At 53.5% G+C, this 21,075-nt stretch carries 25 protein-coding genes; 15 read left to right on the top strand and 10 right to left on the bottom strand.

All coding sequences use genetic code 11. The features are described from left to right. Positions 1-50 precede the first annotated feature (50 nt). Complete coding sequence (locus PYCH_RS04620; protein WP_013905683.1) at positions 51-1,292, top strand: sugar phosphate nucleotidyltransferase; 1,242 nt, start codon at positions 51-53, stop codon at positions 1,290-1,292. Between the two features lie 2 nt (positions 1,293-1,294). Here PYCH_RS04620 and PYCH_RS04615 read toward each other — a convergent pair whose 3' ends face one another. After that, positions 1,295-2,107: a DNA integrity scanning protein DisA nucleotide-binding domain protein gene (locus PYCH_RS04615; RefSeq protein WP_048058211.1), complete on the bottom strand. Its 813-nt coding sequence runs from the start codon at positions 2,105-2,107 to the stop codon at positions 1,295-1,297. Positions 2,108-2,165: 58 nt separating this feature from the next. Between PYCH_RS04615 and PYCH_RS04610 the strand changes: the two genes are divergently transcribed. The 3 genes from PYCH_RS04610 to cyaB are packed head-to-tail and all read left to right on the top strand — an operon-like array spanning position 2,166 to position 3,725. Further along, positions 2,166-2,726 carry a UbiX family flavin prenyltransferase gene (locus tag PYCH_RS04610; RefSeq protein WP_013905681.1) on the top strand — a complete coding sequence of 187 codons (561 nt, stop codon included), beginning with the start codon at positions 2,166-2,168 and terminating at the stop codon, positions 2,724-2,726. Then, on the top strand, positions 2,701-3,192 hold the full coding sequence (locus PYCH_RS04605) for an Lrp/AsnC family transcriptional regulator (protein WP_013905680.1): 492 nt from the start codon (positions 2,701-2,703) through the stop codon (positions 3,190-3,192). Before PYCH_RS04610 ends, PYCH_RS04605 begins: the two co-directional genes overlap by 26 nt. A gap of 2 nt (positions 3,193-3,194) precedes the next feature. Next, the gene (gene cyaB / locus PYCH_RS04600) at positions 3,195-3,725 is read left to right on the top strand and encodes a class IV adenylate cyclase (protein WP_013905679.1); all 531 of its coding nucleotides are present in this window, start codon (positions 3,195-3,197) and stop codon (positions 3,723-3,725) included. On the opposite strand, the gene PYCH_RS04595 is transcribed toward cyaB, so the two are convergent. After that, a complete protein-coding gene (locus tag PYCH_RS04595; RefSeq protein WP_013905678.1) occupies positions 3,715-4,842 on the bottom strand; it encodes a tyrosine--tRNA ligase in 1,128 nt (375 codons plus the stop codon). The genes cyaB and PYCH_RS04595 overlap by 11 nt on opposite strands. Positions 4,843-4,875: 33 nt before the next feature. After that, positions 4,876-6,234 (bottom strand): phosphoglucosamine mutase, encoded by a 1,359-nt coding sequence (glmM, locus tag PYCH_RS04590; protein ID WP_013905677.1) that lies wholly within the window; start codon positions 6,232-6,234, stop codon positions 4,876-4,878. 60 nt (positions 6,235-6,294) lie between these two features. Between glmM and PYCH_RS04585 the strand changes: the two genes are divergently transcribed. The 6 genes from PYCH_RS04585 to PYCH_RS04560 all read left to right on the top strand — a co-directional run bounded on the left by PYCH_RS04585 (position 6,295) and on the right by PYCH_RS04560 (position 12,060). Then, on the top strand, positions 6,295-7,053 hold the full coding sequence (locus PYCH_RS04585; RefSeq protein WP_013905676.1) for a YchF/TatD family DNA exonuclease: 759 nt from the start codon (positions 6,295-6,297) through the stop codon (positions 7,051-7,053). 102 nt (positions 7,054-7,155) lie between these two features. Beyond that, positions 7,156-7,377 carry a FeoA family protein gene (locus PYCH_RS04580; RefSeq protein ID WP_013905675.1) on the top strand — a complete coding sequence of 74 codons (222 nt, stop codon included), beginning with the start codon at positions 7,156-7,158 and terminating at the stop codon, positions 7,375-7,377. A 1-nt stretch (position 7,378) separates the two neighbouring features. Then, positions 7,379-9,364 carry a ferrous iron transport protein B gene (gene feoB, locus PYCH_RS04575; RefSeq protein ID WP_013905674.1) on the top strand — a complete coding sequence of 662 codons (1,986 nt, stop codon included), beginning with the start codon at positions 7,379-7,381 and terminating at the stop codon, positions 9,362-9,364. Next, positions 9,364-9,609 carry a DprA-like winged helix domain-containing protein gene (locus PYCH_RS04570; protein ID WP_013905673.1) on the top strand — a complete coding sequence of 82 codons (246 nt, stop codon included), beginning with the start codon at positions 9,364-9,366 and terminating at the stop codon, positions 9,607-9,609. The genes feoB and PYCH_RS04570 overlap by 1 nt, the downstream gene beginning before the upstream one ends. Before the next feature lie 80 nt (positions 9,610-9,689). After that, the gene (gene gyaR / locus PYCH_RS04565) at positions 9,690-10,691 is read left to right on the top strand and encodes a glyoxylate reductase (protein ID WP_013905672.1); all 1,002 of its coding nucleotides are present in this window, start codon (positions 9,690-9,692) and stop codon (positions 10,689-10,691) included. 238 nt (positions 10,692-10,929) lie between these two features. Beyond that, positions 10,930-12,060 (top strand): alkaline phosphatase family protein, encoded by a 1,131-nt coding sequence (locus PYCH_RS04560; RefSeq protein ID WP_048058210.1) that lies wholly within the window; start codon positions 10,930-10,932, stop codon positions 12,058-12,060. On the opposite strand, the gene PYCH_RS04555 is transcribed toward PYCH_RS04560, so the two are convergent. Next, the gene (locus PYCH_RS04555) at positions 12,036-12,335 is read right to left on the bottom strand and encodes an FUN14 domain-containing protein (RefSeq protein WP_013905670.1); all 300 of its coding nucleotides are present in this window, start codon (positions 12,333-12,335) and stop codon (positions 12,036-12,038) included. The two genes, PYCH_RS04560 and PYCH_RS04555, sit on opposite strands and share 25 nt — an antisense overlap. A gap of 118 nt (positions 12,336-12,453) precedes the next feature. On the opposite strand from PYCH_RS04555, the gene PYCH_RS04550 reads away from it, so the two are divergent. Then, on the top strand, positions 12,454-13,209 hold the full coding sequence (locus PYCH_RS04550; protein WP_013905669.1) for a metallophosphatase family protein: 756 nt from the start codon (positions 12,454-12,456) through the stop codon (positions 13,207-13,209). Here PYCH_RS04550 and PYCH_RS04545 read toward each other — a convergent pair. After that, a complete protein-coding gene (locus PYCH_RS04545; RefSeq protein WP_013905668.1) occupies positions 13,181-14,491 on the bottom strand; it encodes a lipopolysaccharide biosynthesis protein in 1,311 nt (436 codons plus the stop codon). The genes PYCH_RS04550 and PYCH_RS04545 overlap by 29 nt on opposite strands. An 85-nt stretch (positions 14,492-14,576) precedes the next feature. Between PYCH_RS04545 and proS the strand changes: the two genes are divergently transcribed. The 3 genes from proS (at position 14,577) to PYCH_RS04530 (ending at position 17,223) form a co-directional block, all read left to right on the top strand. Continuing rightward, the gene (gene proS / locus PYCH_RS04540) at positions 14,577-16,019 is read left to right on the top strand and encodes a proline--tRNA ligase (RefSeq protein WP_013905667.1); all 1,443 of its coding nucleotides are present in this window, start codon (positions 14,577-14,579) and stop codon (positions 16,017-16,019) included. Positions 16,020-16,030: 11 nt separating this feature from the next. After that, the gene (locus PYCH_RS04535) at positions 16,031-16,585 is read left to right on the top strand and encodes an AAA family ATPase (RefSeq protein WP_013905666.1); all 555 of its coding nucleotides are present in this window, start codon (positions 16,031-16,033) and stop codon (positions 16,583-16,585) included. Positions 16,586-16,647: 62 nt separating this feature from the next. After that, the gene (locus PYCH_RS04530) at positions 16,648-17,223 is read left to right on the top strand and encodes a TATA-box-binding protein (RefSeq protein ID WP_013905665.1); all 576 of its coding nucleotides are present in this window, start codon (positions 16,648-16,650) and stop codon (positions 17,221-17,223) included. On the opposite strand, the gene PYCH_RS04525 is transcribed toward PYCH_RS04530, so the two are convergent. The 5 genes from PYCH_RS04525 to PYCH_RS04505 all read right to left on the bottom strand — a co-directional run bounded on the left by PYCH_RS04525 (position 17,224) and on the right by PYCH_RS04505 (position 20,126). Continuing rightward, the gene (locus PYCH_RS04525; RefSeq protein WP_013905664.1) at positions 17,224-17,631 is read right to left on the bottom strand and encodes an RNA-binding domain-containing protein; all 408 of its coding nucleotides are present in this window, start codon (positions 17,629-17,631) and stop codon (positions 17,224-17,226) included. Positions 17,632-17,676: 45 nt separating this feature from the next. Beyond that, positions 17,677-18,210 carry a thermonuclease family protein gene (locus PYCH_RS04520; RefSeq protein WP_048058209.1) on the bottom strand — a complete coding sequence of 178 codons (534 nt, stop codon included), beginning with the start codon at positions 18,208-18,210 and terminating at the stop codon, positions 17,677-17,679. Further along, positions 18,173-18,421, bottom strand: a complete 249-nt coding sequence (locus tag PYCH_RS04515; protein WP_013905662.1) for a DUF504 domain-containing protein — start codon at positions 18,419-18,421, stop codon at positions 18,173-18,175. The genes PYCH_RS04520 and PYCH_RS04515 overlap by 38 nt, the downstream gene beginning before the upstream one ends. Beyond that, on the bottom strand, positions 18,418-19,098 hold the full coding sequence (locus PYCH_RS04510; protein ID WP_013905661.1) for an MBL fold metallo-hydrolase: 681 nt from the start codon (positions 19,096-19,098) through the stop codon (positions 18,418-18,420). The genes PYCH_RS04515 and PYCH_RS04510 overlap by 4 nt, the downstream gene beginning before the upstream one ends. Before the next feature lie 266 nt (positions 19,099-19,364). After that, positions 19,365-20,126 carry a hypothetical protein gene (locus PYCH_RS04505; protein WP_013905660.1) on the bottom strand — a complete coding sequence of 254 codons (762 nt, stop codon included), beginning with the start codon at positions 20,124-20,126 and terminating at the stop codon, positions 19,365-19,367. Between the two features lie 165 nt (positions 20,127-20,291). On the opposite strand from PYCH_RS04505, the gene PYCH_RS04500 reads away from it, so the two are divergent. Next, on the top strand, positions 20,292-20,942 hold the full coding sequence (locus PYCH_RS04500) for a peroxiredoxin (protein WP_013905659.1): 651 nt from the start codon (positions 20,292-20,294) through the stop codon (positions 20,940-20,942). Positions 20,943-21,075 lie beyond the last annotated feature (133 nt).

Below are 21,075 nucleotides of genomic sequence, written 5' to 3'. Positions count from 1 at the left end.
AGGTGAAAGTTTAAAAGTTGGTTGTCCGAAAATCATCATCGGTGGTGATGATGAAAGCCGTGATTCTTGCAGGAGGTTTTGGAACGAGACTTAGGCCTATATCATCGACGAGGCCCAAGCCTATGGTTCCAGTTTTGGGTAAGCCAAACCTTCAGTACATCTTGGAGGCACTCGAAAAGGTCAGGGAAATTGACGAGGTCATACTGTCCGTTCACTATATGAGGGGAGAGATAAGGGAGTTTATAGAAGAGAACATGGCTGATTACCCAAAGGATATCCGATTTGTGAATGACCCCATGCCTCTTGAAACTGGTGGGGCCCTCAAGAACATTGAAGACTATGTTGAGGGGGATTTCCTTGTTATCTACGGTGACGTCTTTACGAACTTTGACTACTCGGAGATAATTGAGGCCCACAAAAAGAACGATGGCCTCATAACGGTTGCCCTTACCAAGGTCTATGATCCGGAGCGCTTCGGCGTCGTGATAACCGACGAAGAAGGCAAGATAGTGGACTTTGAGGAGAAGCCGAGGAAGCCGAAGACGAACCTCGTCGACGCCGGAATATACGTCGTCAATAAGGATGTCCTAAAGGAGATACCTAAGAACAAGGAGGTTTACTTCGAGAGGGAAATACTTCCCAGGTTTGTTGGCCAAGGGCTCGTTTACGGATACAGGATGCCCAAGCACTACTACTGGGTCGACCTCGGAACTCCGGATGACTTCTTCTATGCTCACCAGATAGCCCTCGATGAGCTCGCAAAAGAGGATGGCTACCTGATACTTGCTGAGGGCGTCGAGCTCCCCGAGGACGTCGAAGTTCAGGGCCCCGTTTACATCGACAGGAACGTCAAGGTCGGCCATGGTGTGAAGATAAAGGCCTACACTTACATCGGGCCCAACACCATAATCGAGGATAAGGCTTACCTCAAGCGGGCTATCCTCTTGGGCAGTGACATAATCAAGGAGAGGGCCGAGATAAAAGGGAGCATCCTCGGTGAGGGCGTCGTCGTCGGAAAGAACGTCATAATAAAGGAGAACGCCGTCATAGGCGATTATGCTAAGGTATATGATAACCTCGTCATCTACGGCGCCAAGGTTCTGCCATGGAAGAAGGTCGAGGAGTACGAGGCCTTTATAAAGATAAAGCTCGATCCGACAAAGGTCAGGCCTGAGCTCACACCTGATCGCTGTCCGCTCGGCCTTCCCGAGTGCATTTACAAGAAGTTCAAGGCCATAGCCGGCGAGAAGCCGCCCTGCGACGAGTGTATTGAGAACCAGTGGCTCTTCTGACCTTAATATTTTATCCTTGGATTGTATTCCAGCACGAGTTCCCCATCTTTGAATATCCTTACCGCTCCGGTCTCCGAGAGTGTGATGGCAACTGCCTTCGTTATCTTCGTTATCGCGGCCGACGCGAGGTGCCTGCTGCCGAGACCGGGCGGGACCTTCACGTCCAGCCTCTTAGGGTCAACGTCGAGGTACCTTCCAGCTGCCACGAGTCTCCCGCGAGAACTTATTACGAAAGCTCCATCTATCGCCGAGAATTCCTTTACGACACCTTTTACCTTCGGATCAAGGATGTTCAGGTTATGGCCCTTGAAGGGGTTTGGAACGAGCTGATGGGAGTGCTTCAGGACATTTTTTGTGTCTCCAACAACGAATATCGTCCCAACGGGCCTTCCTTCTCTGCCCTCCACGCTGAGCTCTATAGCTATTTCTAGAACCCTCTGGATTATCCCTTCATAGCGGTCGAAAAGATCTTCTGCCGCCAACAAATGCCCTTTCACTTTTTTAATTCCAATTAAGTCCTCCGTAATGTATACGAAAACGTCTCCACTTGAAATTATCCCCTGCCCCTTCAGGAAGGCGGCCACGAGGTTCACAAGATTATTTAGGCCGAGGGAGAGTGGGAGAGGGAGTTTCTTGATTCTCTCACCCTTAACATCAAATTCTTCTCCCACAATAACAACAGGCCCATCATAGTCAATCTCCAGGTCCTCTTTAGGGGGGTATATCAGAACGAGTGCCTTTCCCCCTATATCACGGGAAAGCTCAACCGCTTTCTTTAACACGAGGGTGTAATACTCCTCCACTGACGGCACCATTTTTTGTGGCAACGCTTAACTTTATAAGAGTTTGGCCCTACCATGGACCGGTGGAGGCATGAGAGTCATCGTTGCAATAACGGGAGCGAGCGGGGCCATATACGGCGTCAGACTTGTGGACATTTTGAGAGAACTTGGCCACGAAGTAATTCTCCTCGCATCAAAAACTGGAATAATGGTGGCCAGACATGAACTTGGAATAACGATAAGGCCTGACTACGATGAAGAAGACCTCTTTGCACCAATGGCTTCCGGAACATACCCTTTCGACGCCATGGTGATAGCTCCATGCTCTATGAAGACCCTCTCGGCGATAGCGAATGGTTACGCCAATAATCTAATCACGAGAGCAGCAGATGTCGCCCTAAAGGAGAAAAGGAGGCTTGTGCTGCTCATAAGAGAAACCCCCCTAAACTTGATCCATATTCAAAATATGTTGAAGGTTGCCCAAGCCGGTGGAATAATTATGCCAGCTTCTCCGGCTTTCTATATTAAGCCTAAGACTGTAGATGATATGGTAAGGTTTATAATTGGAAAAATCCTCGACGTGTTAGGGATACCACACAACATTTATGAGAGATGGGGTGGTGAAAATGGCACAGGTAATTCAACTGGATGATCTCGACAGAGCAATACTCAAGCTCCTCAAGGAGGATGCCCGGCTCACAATAGCCGAGATAAGCAGCAGGCTTAATAAGCCAGAGTCCACGGTTCACTTTAGGATAAAAAAGCTCCAAGAAAAGGGCGTTATTGAAAAATACACGATAATCCTTGGAGACCCTCTTAAGCCTAAGCACCTCGCCCTCGTCGTCCTTGAGGTTGAAAGGCCCATAATAGAGGACTTCCTCGAACGGTACGTGGAGTACATAACGAAGACGCTTTCAATGCTTCCGAACGTTCTTCTGGTTGCCAAGAGTGGAGACGACAAGATAGTTGCCCTGGTCGGGGATGAAAGCAAAGAAAAGCTCACAGAGTTTATAGAAGACAACATAAAGACAATTCCGACACTTAGGAACGCAATCGTGCTCCCACTCTCTGAGTTCAAGAAGGGGAATGATATAGCCGGCTTCCTCGCGGAGGTTTGAGCGTGGAGGTCGAGGTGAAGTTCAGGGTTAACTTGGAAGATATTAAAAAGCGATTGGAAGGAATTGGGGCCAAGTTCAGCCACTATGAGTTCCAAGAAGATATTTACTTCTCGATCCCTCGACCGAAGCTCCTAAGGGTCAGGGCAGTTCACAACAATGGGAAGGCTTACCTCACCTATAAGGAGATAAGGGACGAGAGAAATGGGGAGTTCTATGAAGTCGAAGTTGAGGTCGAGAACTTCGAGAAAACCGTTGAAATACTCAGACGCCTTGGCTTTGAGGTTGAGGTCATCGTTAGGAAGCATCGTTGGGTTTACAAGATTGGCGATATTACCTTCGAACTCAACAGGGTGGAGGGGGCAGGAGACTTCCTTGACATAGAGGTCATAGATGACGACGTTCATAGGGCGAAGGAGAAGATATGGACAGTCGCTAGAAGGCTGGGCCTCGGCGAGGAGGACGTTGAGCCGAGACTGTACACGGAACTTCTAAGTGAGGCTTCAAGAGTAAAAAAACGAGGCATCAGCGGGTAATCTTGACGCTCTTCATGAGCTCCAGCGGCTCAGGATGCCTCTCAAAGTACTTCCTGATGGGCTCTAGAAGCTCGATGAGGTATTCGGCCACGGCGTTCTTTAGGTCAAGCGGGTGGAGCTTGCCCTCGGCGAAATCCCTTTTCAGCTCCTCGAAGGTCGTGTAGGTGACGTCGCCGCCGAATTTGGCCGGTCTGTGGATGGTAAATTCGGTCGGCTCCTCCCTGAATATTATGTGCTCGGCCCAGTCGAGGACTGGATTGTACTTGACTTCCTTGGCCGGGCAGAAGGCCTTTCTGAGCTTCTGCTTGATTTCCTCCGGACTGTCGTGGATGAAGACGGCAGAATAGGGCTTGCTTTTGCTCATCTTCATCTGAGCCTTTATCTCTTTGAACTGCTCTTCACCCTCTATCGGCCATACCGGAGGTTCTTGGAGGCCGAGTAGAAGGTGATGGTGCACGGCGACGGGCTTCAGCTTCTCGCCATTGTGCTCGAGCGGGTGGTATTTCAGCTTGGGGGCAACTTCTATAGCTATGACGTGGGCTTTCCTCTGGTCCATCCCTGCGTGTGCTATTGTGACTCCCTGGTAAAATATGTCGGCCACCTGCATAGCAGGGTAGATTAGCTTGGCGAAGTCTATCGCCTCTCCCATCTGCCTGCCCATTATCGTTATCGAGCGCATCATCCTTGCCAGAGTAACGTTCTTGGCTATGTCGATGACGGTCTGCCAGTAGTCTCCTTTCTCAAGTATCTCGCTCGCAAGGACGAACTCGACCTTGTCCGGCTTACCTCCCATGACCTCTATGCTCCTCTCCATTCCCACCTTGAAGTACTTGAGAGCCACCTCTTGGATTACCTCTAAATCGCCACCGAGCTTGTCGTTTATCCAGCTGTGCCAGTCTGCCAGAAAGATGCGCGTCTTAATTCCGGCCCTCTGAAAGTCAGCTATTTTAGCACCCGCCATAAGGCCCGTGCCAAGGTGTATGAACCCACTTATCTCGAACCCTATGTAATGCTGGAGGGGAGCCCCGACCTCAAAGAGGTGCCTTAGGTTCTCTACCGTCAGGACTTCCTCCGTTGGCTTCTTTAGCACCAGTGCAATCCTCTCGTCTATGTCCATGCCCACCACCCACCAAGGTTGACCTTCCATAGTTTAAGGTGTTTTTGCCTTCTCGACCGCCCACCTGACGAGACGCTCAGCTTCCTCCATGAGCCCTCTCGCTTTATCCTCCGTGTGTGCCTCAAGCGTAATCCTCATGACAGGCTCCGTGCCGCTCGGTCTGAAGAGCACCCACCAGTCGGAACCCTCAATTCTCACTCCGTCTATCGTTATCTCCCTTTCATAGCTGAAGAACTCCCCAATCCGCTCCCTTATGAGGGCCATAACCATCTGCTTCTTCTCATTGGGACACGGAATTTTACTCCTCAGCGTCGCGTAGCGCGGCACCTCCTTGGCCAGCTCGCTTATTGGGCCAAACCTGTCAATCATCTCAAGGACAAGGGCACCAGCAAAAATGCCATCCGGTGTCAGGTTCCACTGCGGGATTATCCATGTGCCGCTCGGCTCGCCTCCGAAGATTCCACCGTGCCTCGCCAGCTCCTCCGCGACGGCCACATCTCCAACGCGCGTCCTTATGACCTCACCACCAAGTGGTCTAAGGTAGTCATCGAGGGCGAAGCCCGCATCAACGGTCGTGATTACCTTCCCCTTCCCGAACTTCCTGAGTATGTAGCCGGCTATAAGCGAGAGCATGACCTCGTACTCGACGAAGTTGCCCTCATCATCAACTATGCCAATCCTATCGGCGTCGCCATCGTGCGCTATTCCCACGTCCGCTTTCATGACCTTTACGGTCTTTGCCAGCATGGATAAGCTCTTGGCGTTCGGCTCAAGCTCCCTTGCGAAGCGACCGTCAGGGTGGGCGTTTAAGGATATCACCTTGTTCCCGAGCTCCCTCTGAAGATAGGGACTCACGAGAGCCCCTGCCCCATTGCCGGTGTCCACAACGACGGTGTAGCTTCCCTGGAGCTTTACCATCTTGAGAGCCGCCTCTATATAGTCCTCCTTCGGGCTGGTCCTTGTGAGCTTCCCGATCTCGTTCCAGGGAGCTTTCTTGAACTTTCCCTCTTCCATTAACCTCTCCAGTTCCCTCTCCTTGTCAGGCGTGTAGGCCATGCCATTCTTGTCCCAAATCTTTATCCCGTTGTACTCGGGGGGGTTGTGGGAGGCCGTTATGGTGACTCCCGCTTCAGCATCGTATATCCTGATGGCGAAACCTGTGAGGGGAGTGGGTGCGACCCCTATGTCAATTACATCCACCCCAGTGCTCAAGAGACCGCTCACGACGGCTCTCTTTATCATCTCGCTACTCGTCCGCGTGTCCGTTCCAACGACGACGGTTCCGCTTCCCAGATATGTCCCAAGAGCCATGCCGACCCTCAAGGCAAGCTCTGGCGTGAGCTCCTTGTTGACTTCCCCCCTAATTCCGCTCGTCCCGAAGTACCTCCCCATGCCACCACCCGTAAAGGTGGGGACGCAAGCCTTTTTAATACCTCCCCCATAGGGCCGCCCATGATAGACGCCCACGCCCACCTGGAGTTCCTCAAGGGAAACCTTGGGGAGCTCGTCGAGGAATGCCGCCGAGAGCTTAGGGCTATCGTCGATTCGATAACAGAGTACAGAAAGACGCACGTCTGGAAGAGCTGGACCCTTCTTGAACCCTACTTCGGCTTCGTCTTCCCGACGCTTGGCTACCACCCAAATGAGGCCAGGAGAGGCAACTGGGAGAAGGTCAGGAGGGTAGAAGCCTTTATCAGGGAGCACGCCAGCAGGATATACGCCGTTGGCGAGATAGGGCTCGATTACTTCCACGCTAGGAGCGAGAGGGAGAGGGAAAATCAGAGGACCATCTTCAGGCACTTCCTAGAGCTTGCCCTCGAGCTGAATCTTCCTGTGGTCATTCACGCCCGGGAGGCCGAGGAAGAGACCTTCGAGCTCGTTCAGCGCTACGGCGTTAGGGCTTACTTCCACTCCTACACAGGCGATCATGAACTCGCGAGGGAAATAGTGGAGAACGGGCACTATATAGGGATAAGCACGGGAATAGCCTTTATACCCCAGATCAGGGAGGTAGTGAGGACAGTTGAGGTTGAGAGAATCCTTATCGAGACTGACGCACCTTACATGAGCCCATTTAAAGGAGTTAGGAACAGGCCAACGTTCGTCAAGGTCGCCGCGAAGGCGGTTGCTGAACTCAAGGGGCTTGAAACTAAGGAAGTAGAAAGGGTCACTGAGAGGAACGCTATAGAGTTCTTCTCGCTCCCTCTTTAGCGAGATTTGAACCTTTGAGGTTTTTCTCTCCTACCAAAGGCTTATAAGGATGCCATGCTCATGAGAATTAGGGAAACCTAATAAAAATCGGGAGGCCAATATATGTTGCTGACGGCCTTGCGAGAGGGGGAGGAGGGCGTTGTGGTGGACATTCTAGGTAGTCCCAACGTCCGAGCGAGATTGATAGCGCTTGGCATAGCTCCTGGCGTGAGAATTAGGGTAATTAAAGCCCAGGGTCCTGGCCCAATGATAATTGCCGTGGGTGCATTGAGGGTTGCCATAGGATGGGGCATCGCCAACAAGATCGTGGTAAGGAGGGTGTGAGATGCTCAAGGTCATTGCCCTAGTCGGAAATCCTAACGTGGGCAAGACGACGATATTCAACGCCCTGACCGGAATGAGGCAGCACGTGGGCAACTGGCCCGGCGTTACCGTCGAGAAAAAGGAGGGGATAATGGAGTACAGGGGGGAGGAGTACCTCGTGGTCGACCTGCCGGGCATTTACTCTCTCACGGCCCACAGCGTTGACGAGCTCATAGCCAGAAACTTTATCCTTGAGGGCAACGCCGAAGTGATAGTGGATATAGTTGACTCCACGTGCCTTATGAGGAACCTCTTCCTCACACTCGAGATATTCGAGATGGGTGCCAAGAACGTCGTCATAGCCCTCAACAAGTTTGACTTAACGAAGAAGAAGGGCATCATAATTGACGTCGAGGATATGGAGAAGGTAATCGGTGTCCCCGTGATACCAACGAACGCGAAGAGTGGTGAGGGCCTCGAGAGGCTCAAGAGGACAATAGTGATGATGGCTGAGGGAAAGATAACGACTGCTCCAATAATTCCCCGATACGATGAGCCCATCGAGAGGGAGATAGAGCACGTGTCGGCCCTTCTCAAGGAAACCCCGCTCGTCAAGAAGTATCCCCTTCGGTGGCTTGCCATAAAGCTCCTCCAGAGGGATGAGGAGGTCATAAAGCTTGTACTCAAGCACCTAGGCCGGGCGAAGATGGACGAGATACTGAGGCACGTGGGCGAGCTCGAGGATTACTACAAGAGGTCCCTCGACATAGTGATCGCGAGCCAGAAGTATGAGTTCTTGGAGAGGCTCTTAAGGAGGTTCGTGAGGCACGTCGCAGAAGTTAGGGAGACGTTTAGCGACCAGCTGGACAGGGTACTTACTCACCCAGTTTATGGCATGCTGTCCCTCCTGATAGTCTTCTACGCCCTCTTCCAGTTCGTGTTCACGCTCGGAGCACCCCTTCAGGAGCTCCTTGACGGGGCTTTTTCGGCCCTCGGCGAGATGCTTGGCCTTTATATAGGCAACGAAGCTCTGAGAGGCTTAATAGTTGATGGCATTATCGGTGGCGTCGGTTCCGTGCTGAGCTTCTTCCCGCTCGTCTTCCTGCTTTTCGTCGGCATGTCAATCCTCGAGGACACAGGCTACATGGCCAGGATGGCAGCTATGATGGAGAAGTACATGAGGATGTTCGGGCTGCCCGGGAAGAGCATAATCCCCATGGTACTAGCCTTTGGATGTAACGTGCCCGCCATAATGGCCACAAGGACCCTCGAGAACGAGAGGGACAGGATAATCACGATGCTCATAAACCCACTCGTCCCCTGCGTGGCTAGGATGACCGTCATCACGTTCCTCGCAGGAACCTTCTTCCCGGAGCGTAAGGCCATAGTGGCCGTCAGCATATACGCTATGGCGATAGCCTTAGCTCTTCTCTCCGCCCTGCTACTCGGCCGCCTCGTGGTCAGGGGAGAAGATATCCCCTTCGTGTTCGAGCTACCCGATTACTCTATTCCCTCCTGGAAGACCGTGATCCTGCACTCCTGGGAGAGGAGCAAGGAGTTTTTACACAAGGCGGGCACCGTTATATTGGCCGGCTCCATCGCCGTATGGTTCCTCAGCAGTTATCCTGAGCAAGTAGGCACGGGCACGAGCTACGCGGAGATGCTCGGCAGGACCTTCGAGCCCCTCGCAAAGCTTATGGGCCTCGATTGGAAAGCAGCCGTCAGTCTTATATTTGGCATAATCGCCAAGGAGAACGTCATAGCTACCTACAATGTGATATACGGCGTCTCCGGAGAGGCACTCGGTGAGGTTATGGCCTCTACCATGACGCCACTTCAGGCCTATGTCCTTGCCCTCGTAACTACCCTCTACATGCCCTGCATAGCGACCATAGGAGCCATAAGGGCAGAGGGAGGCAACAGGTGGGCCCTCGTGGCCGTCATGTATAACTTGCTGCTGGCCACGGTCGTTGGCATAGTTGTCTACACCATGGGGAGCGTGCTCTGATGGGGAAGCTCGAAAGGCTCCTTGACATACTCAAGGATGAGCCCAGGGACGTCAATGACCTTGCCCGGAGGCTAGGGGTGAGCAGGGAAGAACTTGAGGGAATGCTGAAAATATTGGAGGCTATGGGTTACGTGGAGGAGGTTAAGGCTTTTTCCTCCTGCAACTCCTGTCCCCTCAGAAGCATCTGCGGAGGCGGCTGTGCCAGGACGGGAGCGAGGGCCTTCATGCTTAAGAAAGTTAAATGAAGGCCGAACATCGGTCAACATTTTTAACTAAGTCGGTCAAAGTCCTTCCGTGAGAGCTAAGCGTTTGGGGGGGTGATGAAATGAAGCCGAAGGTCTTAATAACACGGGCCATTCCCGAGAACGGCATTGAGCTTCTCAGGGAGCACTTTGAGGTGGAAGTCTGGGAGCACGAGCACGAGATTCCAAGGGAGGTTCTCCTCGAGAAGGTCAAAGATGTGGATGCCCTCGTAACGATGCTCAGCGAGAAGATAGATAGAGAGGTTTTTGACGCCGCTCCCCGCCTGAGAATCGTCGCCAACTACGCCGTCGGTTACGACAACATAGACATCGAAGAGGCCACCAAAAGGGGAATCTACGTTACGAACACGCCCGACGTCCTGACCGATGCAACGGCGGACCTCGCATGGGCACTCCTGCTGGCGGCGGCGAGGCACGTTGTGAAGGGAGACAAGTTCGTCCGCTCCGGCGAGTGGAAGAGAAGGGGAATTGCATGGCATCCCAAAATGTTCCTTGGTTATGACGTCTACGGCAAGACCATCGGAATAGTGGGCTTTGGGAGGATAGGGCAGGCGATTGCCAAGAGGGCTAAGGGCTTTGGCATGCGCATTCTCTACACGGCGAGGAGCAGGAAGCCGGAGGCCGAGAAGGAGCTCGGGGCTGAGTTCAAGCCTCTGGAGGAGCTCCTCAGGGAGAGCGACTTCGTCGTTTTGGCAGTTCCCCTCACGAAGGAGACATATCACATGATAAACGAGGAGCGGCTCAGGCTTATGAAGCCAACCGCGGTGCTCGTGAACGTGGCTAGGGGCAAGGTCGTTGACACGAAGGCCCTAATCAGGGCCCTTAAAGAGGGCTGGATAGCGGCGGCTGGCCTAGATGTCTTCGAGGAGGAGCCCTACTACGACGAGGAGCTCTTCGCCCTCGACAACGTCGTCCTAACGCCTCATATAGGGAGCGCGACCTTCGGTGCAAGGGAAGGCATGGCCGAGCTCGTCGCAAAAAATTTGATAGCCTTCAAGAACGGCGAGGTTCCGCCCACGCTCGTCAATAGAGAGGTGCTGAAGGTGAGGAGGCCTGGCTTTTAATGAGCAGCGCTGGCGATGATGAGCTCCATCCCTCCTGAAGGGTGATGTGTGTAGCGCGCCCTGAGCCAAAAATTTTTAGCCTAAATCCCGAGGAGCCGATGAAGAGGGTGGGCACTTCCGAGCGGTGAGGGCTGGGGGGAGGAACCTGAGGCCCGTGATGAGCTACTCCCGGCTGAAGGGTGATGAGCCACCTACCGACTGAGGACAATGCTTTAAAGCTCCCTTCAAATTCTTTCTCATGCGCCGAAAGCTTGTCCTCATAAGCATCGACGGCAATGGGGTTTACAATCTCAAACATATGCCATTCTTGAGCGAGTTGGCGGAGAGTGGGCATTACACAGTCGTCGAGTCAATCTTCCCCACCCTGACCGACCTCGTTCACACCACCGTAATGACGGGCGTCGAGCCGAGGATCCACGGCGTCGTGGAGAACGGCTACTATGACAGGCTAAGCGGGAGAAAAGTGGCCTTCTACGACTACGAGATAGCCTTCAATCCTCACCGCGTCATAAGGGCACCGCTGATTCAGGACCTGCTGAGGGCGAAGGGTGTAAAGACCGCGAGCGTCTCCGGCTACACCATGCCCCCCTTCAGCAACACGGACGTCCGGATATTTCCGCCCTTCTTCGCGAGCGACGAGTTATATCGAAAGCACGGAAGGGATTACAAGAAGGACATCTGGGTTCTCAACTCGGCCCTCTACCTCTATGAGGAGTTTAAACCCGACCTCCTTCTCGTTCACTTCGCTTCCGTTGATGGGATGCAGCACGACCACGGGCCTGAGAGCCCGGGGGCCCTGAAGGCAATTGAAACGGTTGACACCGCGATAATGACCCTGTGGGAGAGGCTTAAGGACGAGTATGCCTTCATAATTTTTGCGGATCATGGCCAGGAGGAGGTGCACACGTGGGTGAATCTGAGGGAATATCTTAGGAGGGAAGGAATAGAGACCGTTAGAGTTTCCTCGGGAGGGGGTGTTCACATCTATCTCAAGGACCCAGCGGAGAGGGAGGATGCCTTCGAGCTCCTGAGAAGAGCTCCCGGCGTTGCCGAGGTCTTCTTCAGGGAGGACCTGCCACACCTTAATACGCTCAACAGCGGGGATATCATAGTGGCGGCCAAGCCTGGCTACTGGTTCTGCCATCACCGGAAGTGCAACGGGATAAGGGGGGTAAGTCATTGGGTTAGAGGTATGCATGGGTCGCTAAACGAGCCCGTCATAAAGGTGCCCCTCGTGGTCTGGGGTTTCGACGTCGTGGAAGAAAAGTTTGAGAAAGCCACCCTCTACGACATAGCCCCCACGGTCTTAGAGTTCTTCGGCGTGAGACGAGAAGGAATGGTTGGTCAGCCCTTCTTGAAGCCGAGATAGAATCCAGCGAGGAAGGCCGCACTGCCCGGCAGTATTCCAAGAACTTTCTGGCCGAGCGAAAGTGTTGTTTCTGTTGCCCCCTCAACAAGGTTGAAGAGCTTATCGGTGTTTATCGTTATGACGCCCTTCTGCTGGAGCCAGAACAGGCTGAGGAGATAGACCCCTATGAGCGCGAGCACTATCTTCATGATCTTCTTGAGCGCATAGCCTATTATAAAGCCCACCAAAGCTCCCACGCCCATGTCCCCAACGATTCCGCCAAGGTTGAAGTCCATGAAATCACCCCGAATATCCCTTTAAGGGCAGAAGGTTAAAGACCTTGCGGTTTGGCGAAAGGCTTAAATACCCTCAGTGTTTTAGTAAATTTTGGTAAAAAAACAAGGAGGTGATAAGATGGTCTACGTGGCGGTTCTCGCAAACATCGCCGGGAACTTTCCGGCTCTCGCGGCGGCCCTTGGAAGAATGGAGGAGCTGAAGGAGGAAGGATACGATATAGAGAAGTACTACATCCTCGGCAACATCGTTGGGCTTTTCCCATATCCGAAGGAGACCGTTGAGGCGATAAAGAACCTCGCGAAGGGGGAGAAGGTCAAGGTCATACGCGGGAAGTATGACCAGCTCATAGCCATGAGCGACCCCCACGCCGAGGGACCTGAGTACATAGACAGGCTGAACATACCCCCTTACCTCAAGGAGGCCCTCAAGTTCACGTGGGAGAAGCTCGGTCATGAGGGCAGGGAGTTCCTGCGTGACCTTCCCGTGTACCTAGTGGATAGGATAGGCAACAACGAAATATTTGGAGTTTACGGAAGCCCGATAAGCCCCTTCGAGGGCGAGGTTCTCCCCGACCAGCCGACCAGCTATTATGAAGCCATAATGAGGCCCGTAAAGGACTATGAGATGCTCATAGTCGCATCCCCAAGGTATCCGCTGGACGCCATGACGAGGTACGGAAGGGTCGTGTGTCCGGGAAGCATTGGATTCCCGCCCGCCAAGGAGCACAAGGCGACTTTCGCCCTCATAGATGTCGAAACCCTCCGCGTCAAGTTCTTCGAAGTTAACTATGACAAGAAGCTCATTGAGGACAGGATAAGGAATGAGAAGCTCCCCGAGGACATCGTTAAGATACTCTACCACGGAAAAGCCTGAGTGCCTCTTCTAGCTTCCCCCTCTCAAGCATAAGATAGAGGAGCAACAAGAAGAGGGCGAGGGGCCGAGAGAAGAACCCAACCACCTGAAGGGGCAGGGCGAGGAGAAGGGGCTCGCTCACCTTGGGGCTTAAGCTAAATTTTTTCCATACGACTGCGTGAGTCAGGAAGAATATCACCGCGTATCCAGCTAACAGGCCGAGGGGCGCCCCAAGAGGTCCCAAATGCGGAATCAGAAGGAGCCAGGAAGTCCCGGCGACAACCGCCCCGGAGAGGGCCACAAGGGCCGAGTCCTTCACATAGGCCGTCGCGCTCAGGAGGTTGATGAGCGGGTTGTAGGCCACGTAAATCTCGACGGCCAGCAGAGAGACGTAGAACTCTGGACCGGGCGTGAAGCCGAAGAGGATGCGAATTGCCGGGCCACCCACGAGTATCATTAGGAAAACTGCAACCGCCGTCGCAAGCTGAATGAAGCTTGCAGATACCTTGGCCAACCTTTTAGCGGCCTCTACGTTCCTTTTCCCATGGTCGTAGGCGTAGAGGGGGACTATGGCCGACTGCATCACCTGGGGCAGGTATCCGAGGAGAAAGGACGCCGAGAGGACGGCCGCCACAACACCCGAGGCCTCCCTGCCTGCGAGCTTTTCCGTGAGGAAGTAAGGAGCCTGAAGAAGGAATATTCCGGCAATGGTTCCTATGAAGGCGTAGGAGGAATAGGAGATGAGAAGGGCGACGTCCTCTTTTGTAGGGCGTGCTAAGTATCCCCTTCTTGCGACGTAGGCGATGGCAATAATGGTTACCGTGCCCAGAAGCAGGTAGTAAGGGGCAAGGGGGTCTGGAAGGAGGAAGCCCAAGAGGAACGCTGCGAAGGCCGCGAGGATGGTGTAGGCATAGACCTCTCCCCTGTGGAGGCCATAGATGAAGGCCCTGAAGGTCAGCTGAAAAGCCCTGAGGGTAGAGAGGAAGGCAATAGAGAAATTTAGGGGAGCGAGCAGCAGGCCGAGGAGTGGGGCGGCGAAGGATAGGCTGGTTATCCTCCCAATTCTCCCCCTTTCTCCCCTTCCCAAGAACTCGGCCGTATACTTGCCGAGGGCAACGGAGAAGAAGGCGAGGAAGCCCGCGAGAAAGAAGGCTTGGGAGATTAGGGAGTTTGCCCACCCGAGAACTTCCAGGCCGAACTTCCGCCCGATGATAACGTTGTAGAGGAACCGGCTCCCTCCGAAGACCGCGAGGGCAACAACACTCGCCAGGGAGTGCCTGATGATTATTCGCCGTCGATGCATGGCCTTCGTTCAACTGGCGAACTTAAAGGATTTGCGGGACGAAAGGTTAAAAACTGCTGGCCCGGTTTAAGGGTAGGTGGTGCTTATGGTCGAGCGGAAGAGGTGGAGCGAGGCCTTCAGTGACTGGTTCAACGAGGTCATAGAGACTGCCGGTATCTTGGACAAGCGCTACCCGGTCAAAGGGATGAACGTCTGGCTCCCCTACGGTCTTAAGATAATGCGCAACATAGAGAAATTCATTCGCGAGGAAATGGAGCGCACCGGTCACCAAGAGGTTCTCTTCCCGGCCCTGATTCCGGAGACGGAGTTCAGGAAGGAGGCGGAACACATCGCGGGCTTCGAGGGCGAGGTCTTTTGGGTTACCCACGCTGGCTTAGACCCGCTCGACGTGAGGCTTATCCTCAGGCCGACGAGTGAAACCGCTATGTACTCGATGTTCTCGCTCTGGATAAGGTCGCACGCGGACCTGCCCTTCAAGGTCTATCAGATAGTCAACGTTTACCGCTATGAGACGAAGCACACGAGACCGCTTATCCGTGTCAGGGAGATAAGCCACTTCTTCGAGGCTCATACTGCCCACAGGGACTTTGAGGACGCGGAGAGGCAGATTAGGGAGGACTTGGAGATATTCGACAGACTCATGAGAAAGCTCGCGATAGCCTACATAATCTCCAAGAGGCCCGAGTGGGACAAGTTTCCCGGAGCCTTTTACTCCCTCGGGGCGGAAGTCGTGATGCCAGATGGCAGGACCCTCCAGATAGGCACGATGCACAACTACAAGCAGAACTTCGCCAGAGCCTACAACATCCTCTACGAGACCGAGACTGGGGATCATGAGTACGTCCACCAGACGACCTTCGGGATGAGCGAGCGCCTTTTGGCGGCTGTTATAGCCATCCACGGCGACGACAGAGGGATGGTTCTGCCGCCAACTATCGCCCCAATCCAGGTTGTTATAGTTCCAATTCCGAAGAAGGACGCGGAGGTTGACGTTTACGCTTACGCTCGTGAGATAGCCGAGGAGCTCAAGGTCGCTGGAATAAGGGTTCACGTTGATGAGAGGGACATAAGACCTGGCAGGAAGTTCTACGATTGGGAGCTTAAAGGGGTCCCGCTCCGCATAGAGGTTGGTCCGAGGGACGTCGAGGGCAAGACCGTCGTCATAGCCAGGAGGGACACGCTCACGAAGGAGACCGTCAAGAGGGCCCGGGTCGTGGACAGGGTGAGGGAGCTCTTCGACGAGATAATGGAAAACCTACACGCGAGGGCGAGGGAGTGGCTTGAGTCCCACATAAAGCGTGTCGAGACCCTTGAGGAAGCCAAGGAGGCCTTTGAGGACAGGCGCGGCGTAGTGGAGATACCGTGGTGCGGCGAGGAAGAATGCGGGCTGAGGATGGAGGAAGTCCTGGATGCAAAGATGCTCGGAACCCCCTACCCGGAGGAGGAGGCGTTGAGATTGGAGGGTAAGAGGTGCCCGGTCTGCGGCGGGGAAGCGAAATTCGTGGCGAGATTTGCCAGGACCTACTGAGGGGTTCGCCCATGATAATCCTCCTTACGGGGATGCCGGGCTCCGGAAAGGGAGAGATAGCCAGGGCCTTCAAGAGGGCGGGCGTTCCCGTGGTCTCGATGGGAGACACCGTCAGGGAAGAAGCCGATAAGCGAGGAATACCGAAGACACCCGAGGGTCTCAAAGCCCTAAGCATAGAGCTCAGGAAAGAGATGGGGGAGGATGCCATCGCTAGGCTGGCGATACCAAAGGTCAGAAAGCTCCTTGAGAAGAGAAGCGTCGTCGTTGTCGAGGGTATCAGGAGCCCGGCGGAAGTGGAGGCATTCAGAAGGGCATTTCCACGGGAGAAAGTCCTCATCGTGGCCGTTCATTCCCCTCCCCATCAACGTTTTGAGAGGCTGAGGCGCAGGAAGAGAAGTGATGACCCGAGGACGTGGGAGGAGTTCGTCGATAGGGACAAGAAAGAGCTTGGGTTCGGCATAGGGGAGGTTATAGCCCTTGCTGACTACATGATAGTGAACGACGGTCACCTCGAGGACTACAGGCTGAGGATAAGGGAACTAATCTCGAAGCTACTCCCAGAATGAAGGACAAATTTTAAAAACTTGGCCTCGGGTATTTATAAGGGCTTTTTAAAGGGGGTGCCCTTATGGTGGACACGAGCAAGGTAAAGCTTAGGATAGAGAACATCGTCGCCTCGGTTGACCTCTTCGCCCAGCTCGACCTTGAGAAGGTCATAGAGATATGCCCCAATTCCAAATATAATCCCGAGGAGTTTCCCGGGATAATTTGCCGCTTTGATGATCCGAAGGTCGCTCTCCTGATATTCAGCTCCGGGAAGCTCGTCGTTACTGGAGCTAAGAGCGTTGAGGACATAGAGAGGGCCGTCGGGAAGCTCGTTCAGATGCTGAAGGGGATAGGCGTGAGCTTCAAGAGGGCCCCTCTCATAGACATTCAGAACATGGTTTTCAGCGGGGATATAGGAAGGGAGTTCAACTTGGACACCGTGGCCTTGAGCCTCCCCAACTGCGAGTACGAACCAGAACAGTTCCCCGGCGTCATATACCGCGTCAAGGAGCCAAGGGCCGTGATACTCCTCTTCTCATCCGGTAAAATAGTGTGCTCGGGAGCTAAAAGCGAGCATGACGCCTGGGAAGCCGTCAGAAAGCTACTGAGGGAGCTGGAGAAGTACGGTCTACTGGACGAGGAAGAGGAGGAGCTCTAACTATTCGATGGGGACACCATCTTTCGTCCTCGGTGCGAGCCACTTCATGAGCCTCTGCGGCTCCTTGGTTCTTATTATTATCGTTATGGGGCCGAGGGGGGAATCCTCGTTGAAGTTCACCTTACCGACGTAGGCAACCTGCTTGTGGACCTTTATAATAATCTCCTCCCCGAAGTAGCCCTCCTCAAGCATTGCCCTCGCGGTGTCAAGTATCTGCTGACCTCTGAAGAGCTCGTAGAGCCTCTGGAGGGCCTTCTTGCTTTTGGTCCTGCCGACGAGAAGCAGGTATTCTCCCTTGTCGTAAGCCTCGAATTCAAGGCCCGGCACAAGGTTCAGCATGGCCCTCTTGACCTTCTCTATGTCCTCCGTTGGATACACGTAGGCCTCGACCTCGACCTCCTCGAACATGTTTTCACCGCTCTCCCCTTTCAGCGCGGTGTTATAAACCTTTGGTCAGCCACAGGCCCAGAGGCCGAGTTCCCTTTTGACGGCTTCCCTCTGGTATCTCAAGTACTCCCCCTTCTTCTCAAAGCTCCCCTCCACATACACGCGGGCGAGCCCCCTCTTCACGAGCTCGGCGTTGAAATCGACACCGTCCACGTAAACGTAGGCAAGCAGGCGCCCGTAACGGTCCCTCTTCGGCTGGAGGGGATCAAGAACTAAGATGACCCTTTTTCCTTCCAGCCACTCCTCTGCGAACTCCTTGGCCCTGAATCCCCATTCCACGAGGCATGTAATGTTCTTTATGCCGTCGTATTCTCCTGGATACATCCCCGCGGGTTCGAGTTCCGGCGTGTCAACGCCCACAAGCCTGACCTTCTCGACGGTTCCGTTGTCGAGCCTCACGTAGACCGTATCCCCGTCCACGACTTTTATGATGACGCCGGTAAGCTCTTCCCCCCTCTGGCCAATGCAAGCCGAGGCCAGAACCAGAAGAGCTATAAGGAGGCTAAGCCCGCTTCCTCCTCTCCCAGACAACCCTCCCATCCTTCCTCACGACCTTTATTATCCTGTGGTAGGGTATCTGGGTCTCGCCGACGAAGAAATAGCCGTGTCCAAGCTCTATAACCCGCACCGGGATTTTTTTGATGTCCCCGTAGGCCCCTCTGTGCTCTATGATTACGAAGTAGTCCTCCTCGTTCTCGCGTGGGTCGTACTTTATCTTCGCAAGGGCTTCCTTGACGCTCCCCTTCCTCATCCGATCACCCTGAGCAGCTTCTCCAGATTTCTCTTCCAATCCCCTATAACCCTTCCATGGCCCGGGAGGCCAAGGTGGACATCCAGCTCTGCCAGTCTCCTCAGTGAAGCCCTCAGCTGGTTGATATCACCTGTCGGCAGGTCCGTCCTGCCATAGGTTCCCGCAAAGACCGTGTCGCCCGTGAAGAGCAGGCCTTCCTCGGGCTCGTAGAGGCAGGCGCTTCCCCTTGTGTGTCCGGGCGTGTGGAGAACACGGAGGCGCAGGGAGCCCACGCTGAGCTCGTCGCCATCCCGGAGCTTTATGTTGACGGTGTGAGGTTCGACCCTGCGGCCGTAGTAGAAGGAAAGTATCAGGTAGTCGTCGCCCTTCTCCAGCGCCTCCGCCGTGAACTCGTGGGCCGCAAACTCAACCTCGATGCCCCTCTCCTCAAGGGCCCTCCTGAAGGCGAGGTTTCCGCCGACGTGGTCAAAGTGCTCGTGCGTGTTGAATATCACTGCCCTCTTCACGCCCTCAAGGTAGCCCTCTCCCGCGAGGGCCGAGAGGTAGCGGTTCCAGTAAACCCCCGTCCCCGTATCAATTATCAGGAGCTCATCCCCATCCCTAATGGCGTAGACGTTTGAATCGAGACCAACACCCCTCAGGAGAAGCGTGTGGGGAGGGATTTCCACGGGAATCATAGTCCGTCACCGGCTCCAGGGGGGACCGCCTCCTCATCCGAGGGGAGCACCCGTCAGGAGGGATGAATCTCTTCATCGCCTAAAGCTGTGACATCCAAAGTTATCAAAGGCTCTGCCTTCAAAGGCTTTTCGGTGCCTCTCCTAGGGCATCCCAGCCGAGAGTCAACAGGCGTCTAACGAAGCTCTAAGGGTTGAAGTGGAAATCAACAGGATAAAGAGAATGAGAGAAGCTATGATGAGGAGGTTGAATAGTTTAGCAAAAAGGATCAGAAGGTGAACCCGTTTCTTCTCAAATCTTCATCCACTTTTGCCATGTATACCTTGGAAACCTCAGCTATCCATTGTCCAAACGTGTCTATCCTAAGTTCAGCTCCATAGTCTAATTTACCAAGATCTATGACTCTTTTTCTCATGTCCTTGTAGGTTCCCCCATTTTTATATAGAACATTTATTCCAATTCCATTGCCAATTAAATCTAGACTCTCTTTTGAGAGCATATCAGTTGCTTGCTTGTAACTAAACGGCTCTATCTCCTCCTTCCCGGTCCTGAAGAATCTTTCGATCCATTTTAGGGATTCGTTCATGATGTAATCGGCGTAATCCTTGAAGGCGTCGATTTCTCCTACATCCACTCCGAAGAACTCGGAGAACATGTTGTAGACCTTCTCTCCGAGACCGTCCCAGATCTTGAGAATAGCATCTCTCGACCTCGGATGAATCTTATCTAAAATGAAGTCCACCGTCTTTTTATACTCCGGATTCCTCTTATAATACTCGAAAACCGCAGCAGTCAAAGAATCTGGAAGGGTTCTATCTATAAGTCCGCGTTCCAAACACATCTCAACACCATCAATTAAATACTCATTAATACGAGGAACACGATATCCGTGAATGTTATACTTCATTCTCTTCGCCCTTTTATATATCCTCTTTATCTTTCTCGTCTTGTATAAGGCTTCCAATCTCCTCCAAGCCTCTTCCTCTGAAACCTTCTCAGCTTCCCGTAGAATTTCGTCCAACCCGACCATGGCTCTCCACCCACACGGTCGCTATTATCATTATTTCCGCGGTTCGTAATATATAAATCTAACGGGCCCTTATTTGGCACCTGTTTGTGCAGTTCATTGAACCGAAAATCTTATAAGGTCGAACCTGTTGAGTTTATAGTGAACACCAACTTGGGAGGGATAGAGATGGTTGTGATAGGGGAAAAGTTCCCGGAAGTTGAGGTGAAGACCACCCACGGAGTGATAAAACTGCCCGACCACTTCACCGAGAAGGGCAGGTGGTTCATACTCTTCAGCCACCCGGCCGACTTCACCCCTGTCTGCACAACCGAGTTCTACGCGATGCAGAAGAGGGTTGGGGAGTTCAGGAAGCTCGGTGTTGAACCTATAGGGCTGAGCGTTGACCAGGTCTTCAGCCACCTGAAGTGGATGGAGTGGATAAAGGAGAACCTTGGCGTTGAGATAACCTTCCCGGTTATTGCAGATGATCGCGGTGAGCTCGCCGAGAAGCTCGGCATGATACCGAGCGGTGCCACTATAACGGCCAGAGCGGTATTCGTCGTCGACGACAAGGGAATAATAAGGGCCATCATTTATTATCCGGCCGAGGTCGGCAGAGACTGGGACGAGATACTCAGGCTCGTCAAGGCCCTCAAGATAAGCACCGAGAAGGGAGTCGCACTTCCGCACAAGTGGCCCAACAACGAGCTCATCGGCGATAGGGCAATAGTTCCGCCCGCGGCCAGTGTTGAGGACATCAAGGCCAGAGAAGAAGCCCAAGCAAAGGGAGAAATCGAGTGCTACGACTGGTGGTTCTGCCACAGGAAGCTCGAATAAACCCGTTTTGCCTCCAGCCATTTTTCTTTTTCTCAAGGGGTACCGCCGCACACCAAAAGACTAATTTACGGGAAGGCGTTACACATAGTGGTGGTGGAGGTGATAGTTAACCTGCCCGCTCCCAAACGCGAGG

The sequence above is a fragment of the Pyrococcus yayanosii CH1 genome (assembly GCF_000215995.1).
GTDB classification, from domain to species: domain Archaea; phylum Methanobacteriota_B; class Thermococci; order Thermococcales; family Thermococcaceae; genus Pyrococcus; species Pyrococcus yayanosii.
The sequence above is the reverse complement of the archived record's forward strand: the minus strand, read 5'-3'. Positions and strand labels throughout refer to the sequence as shown.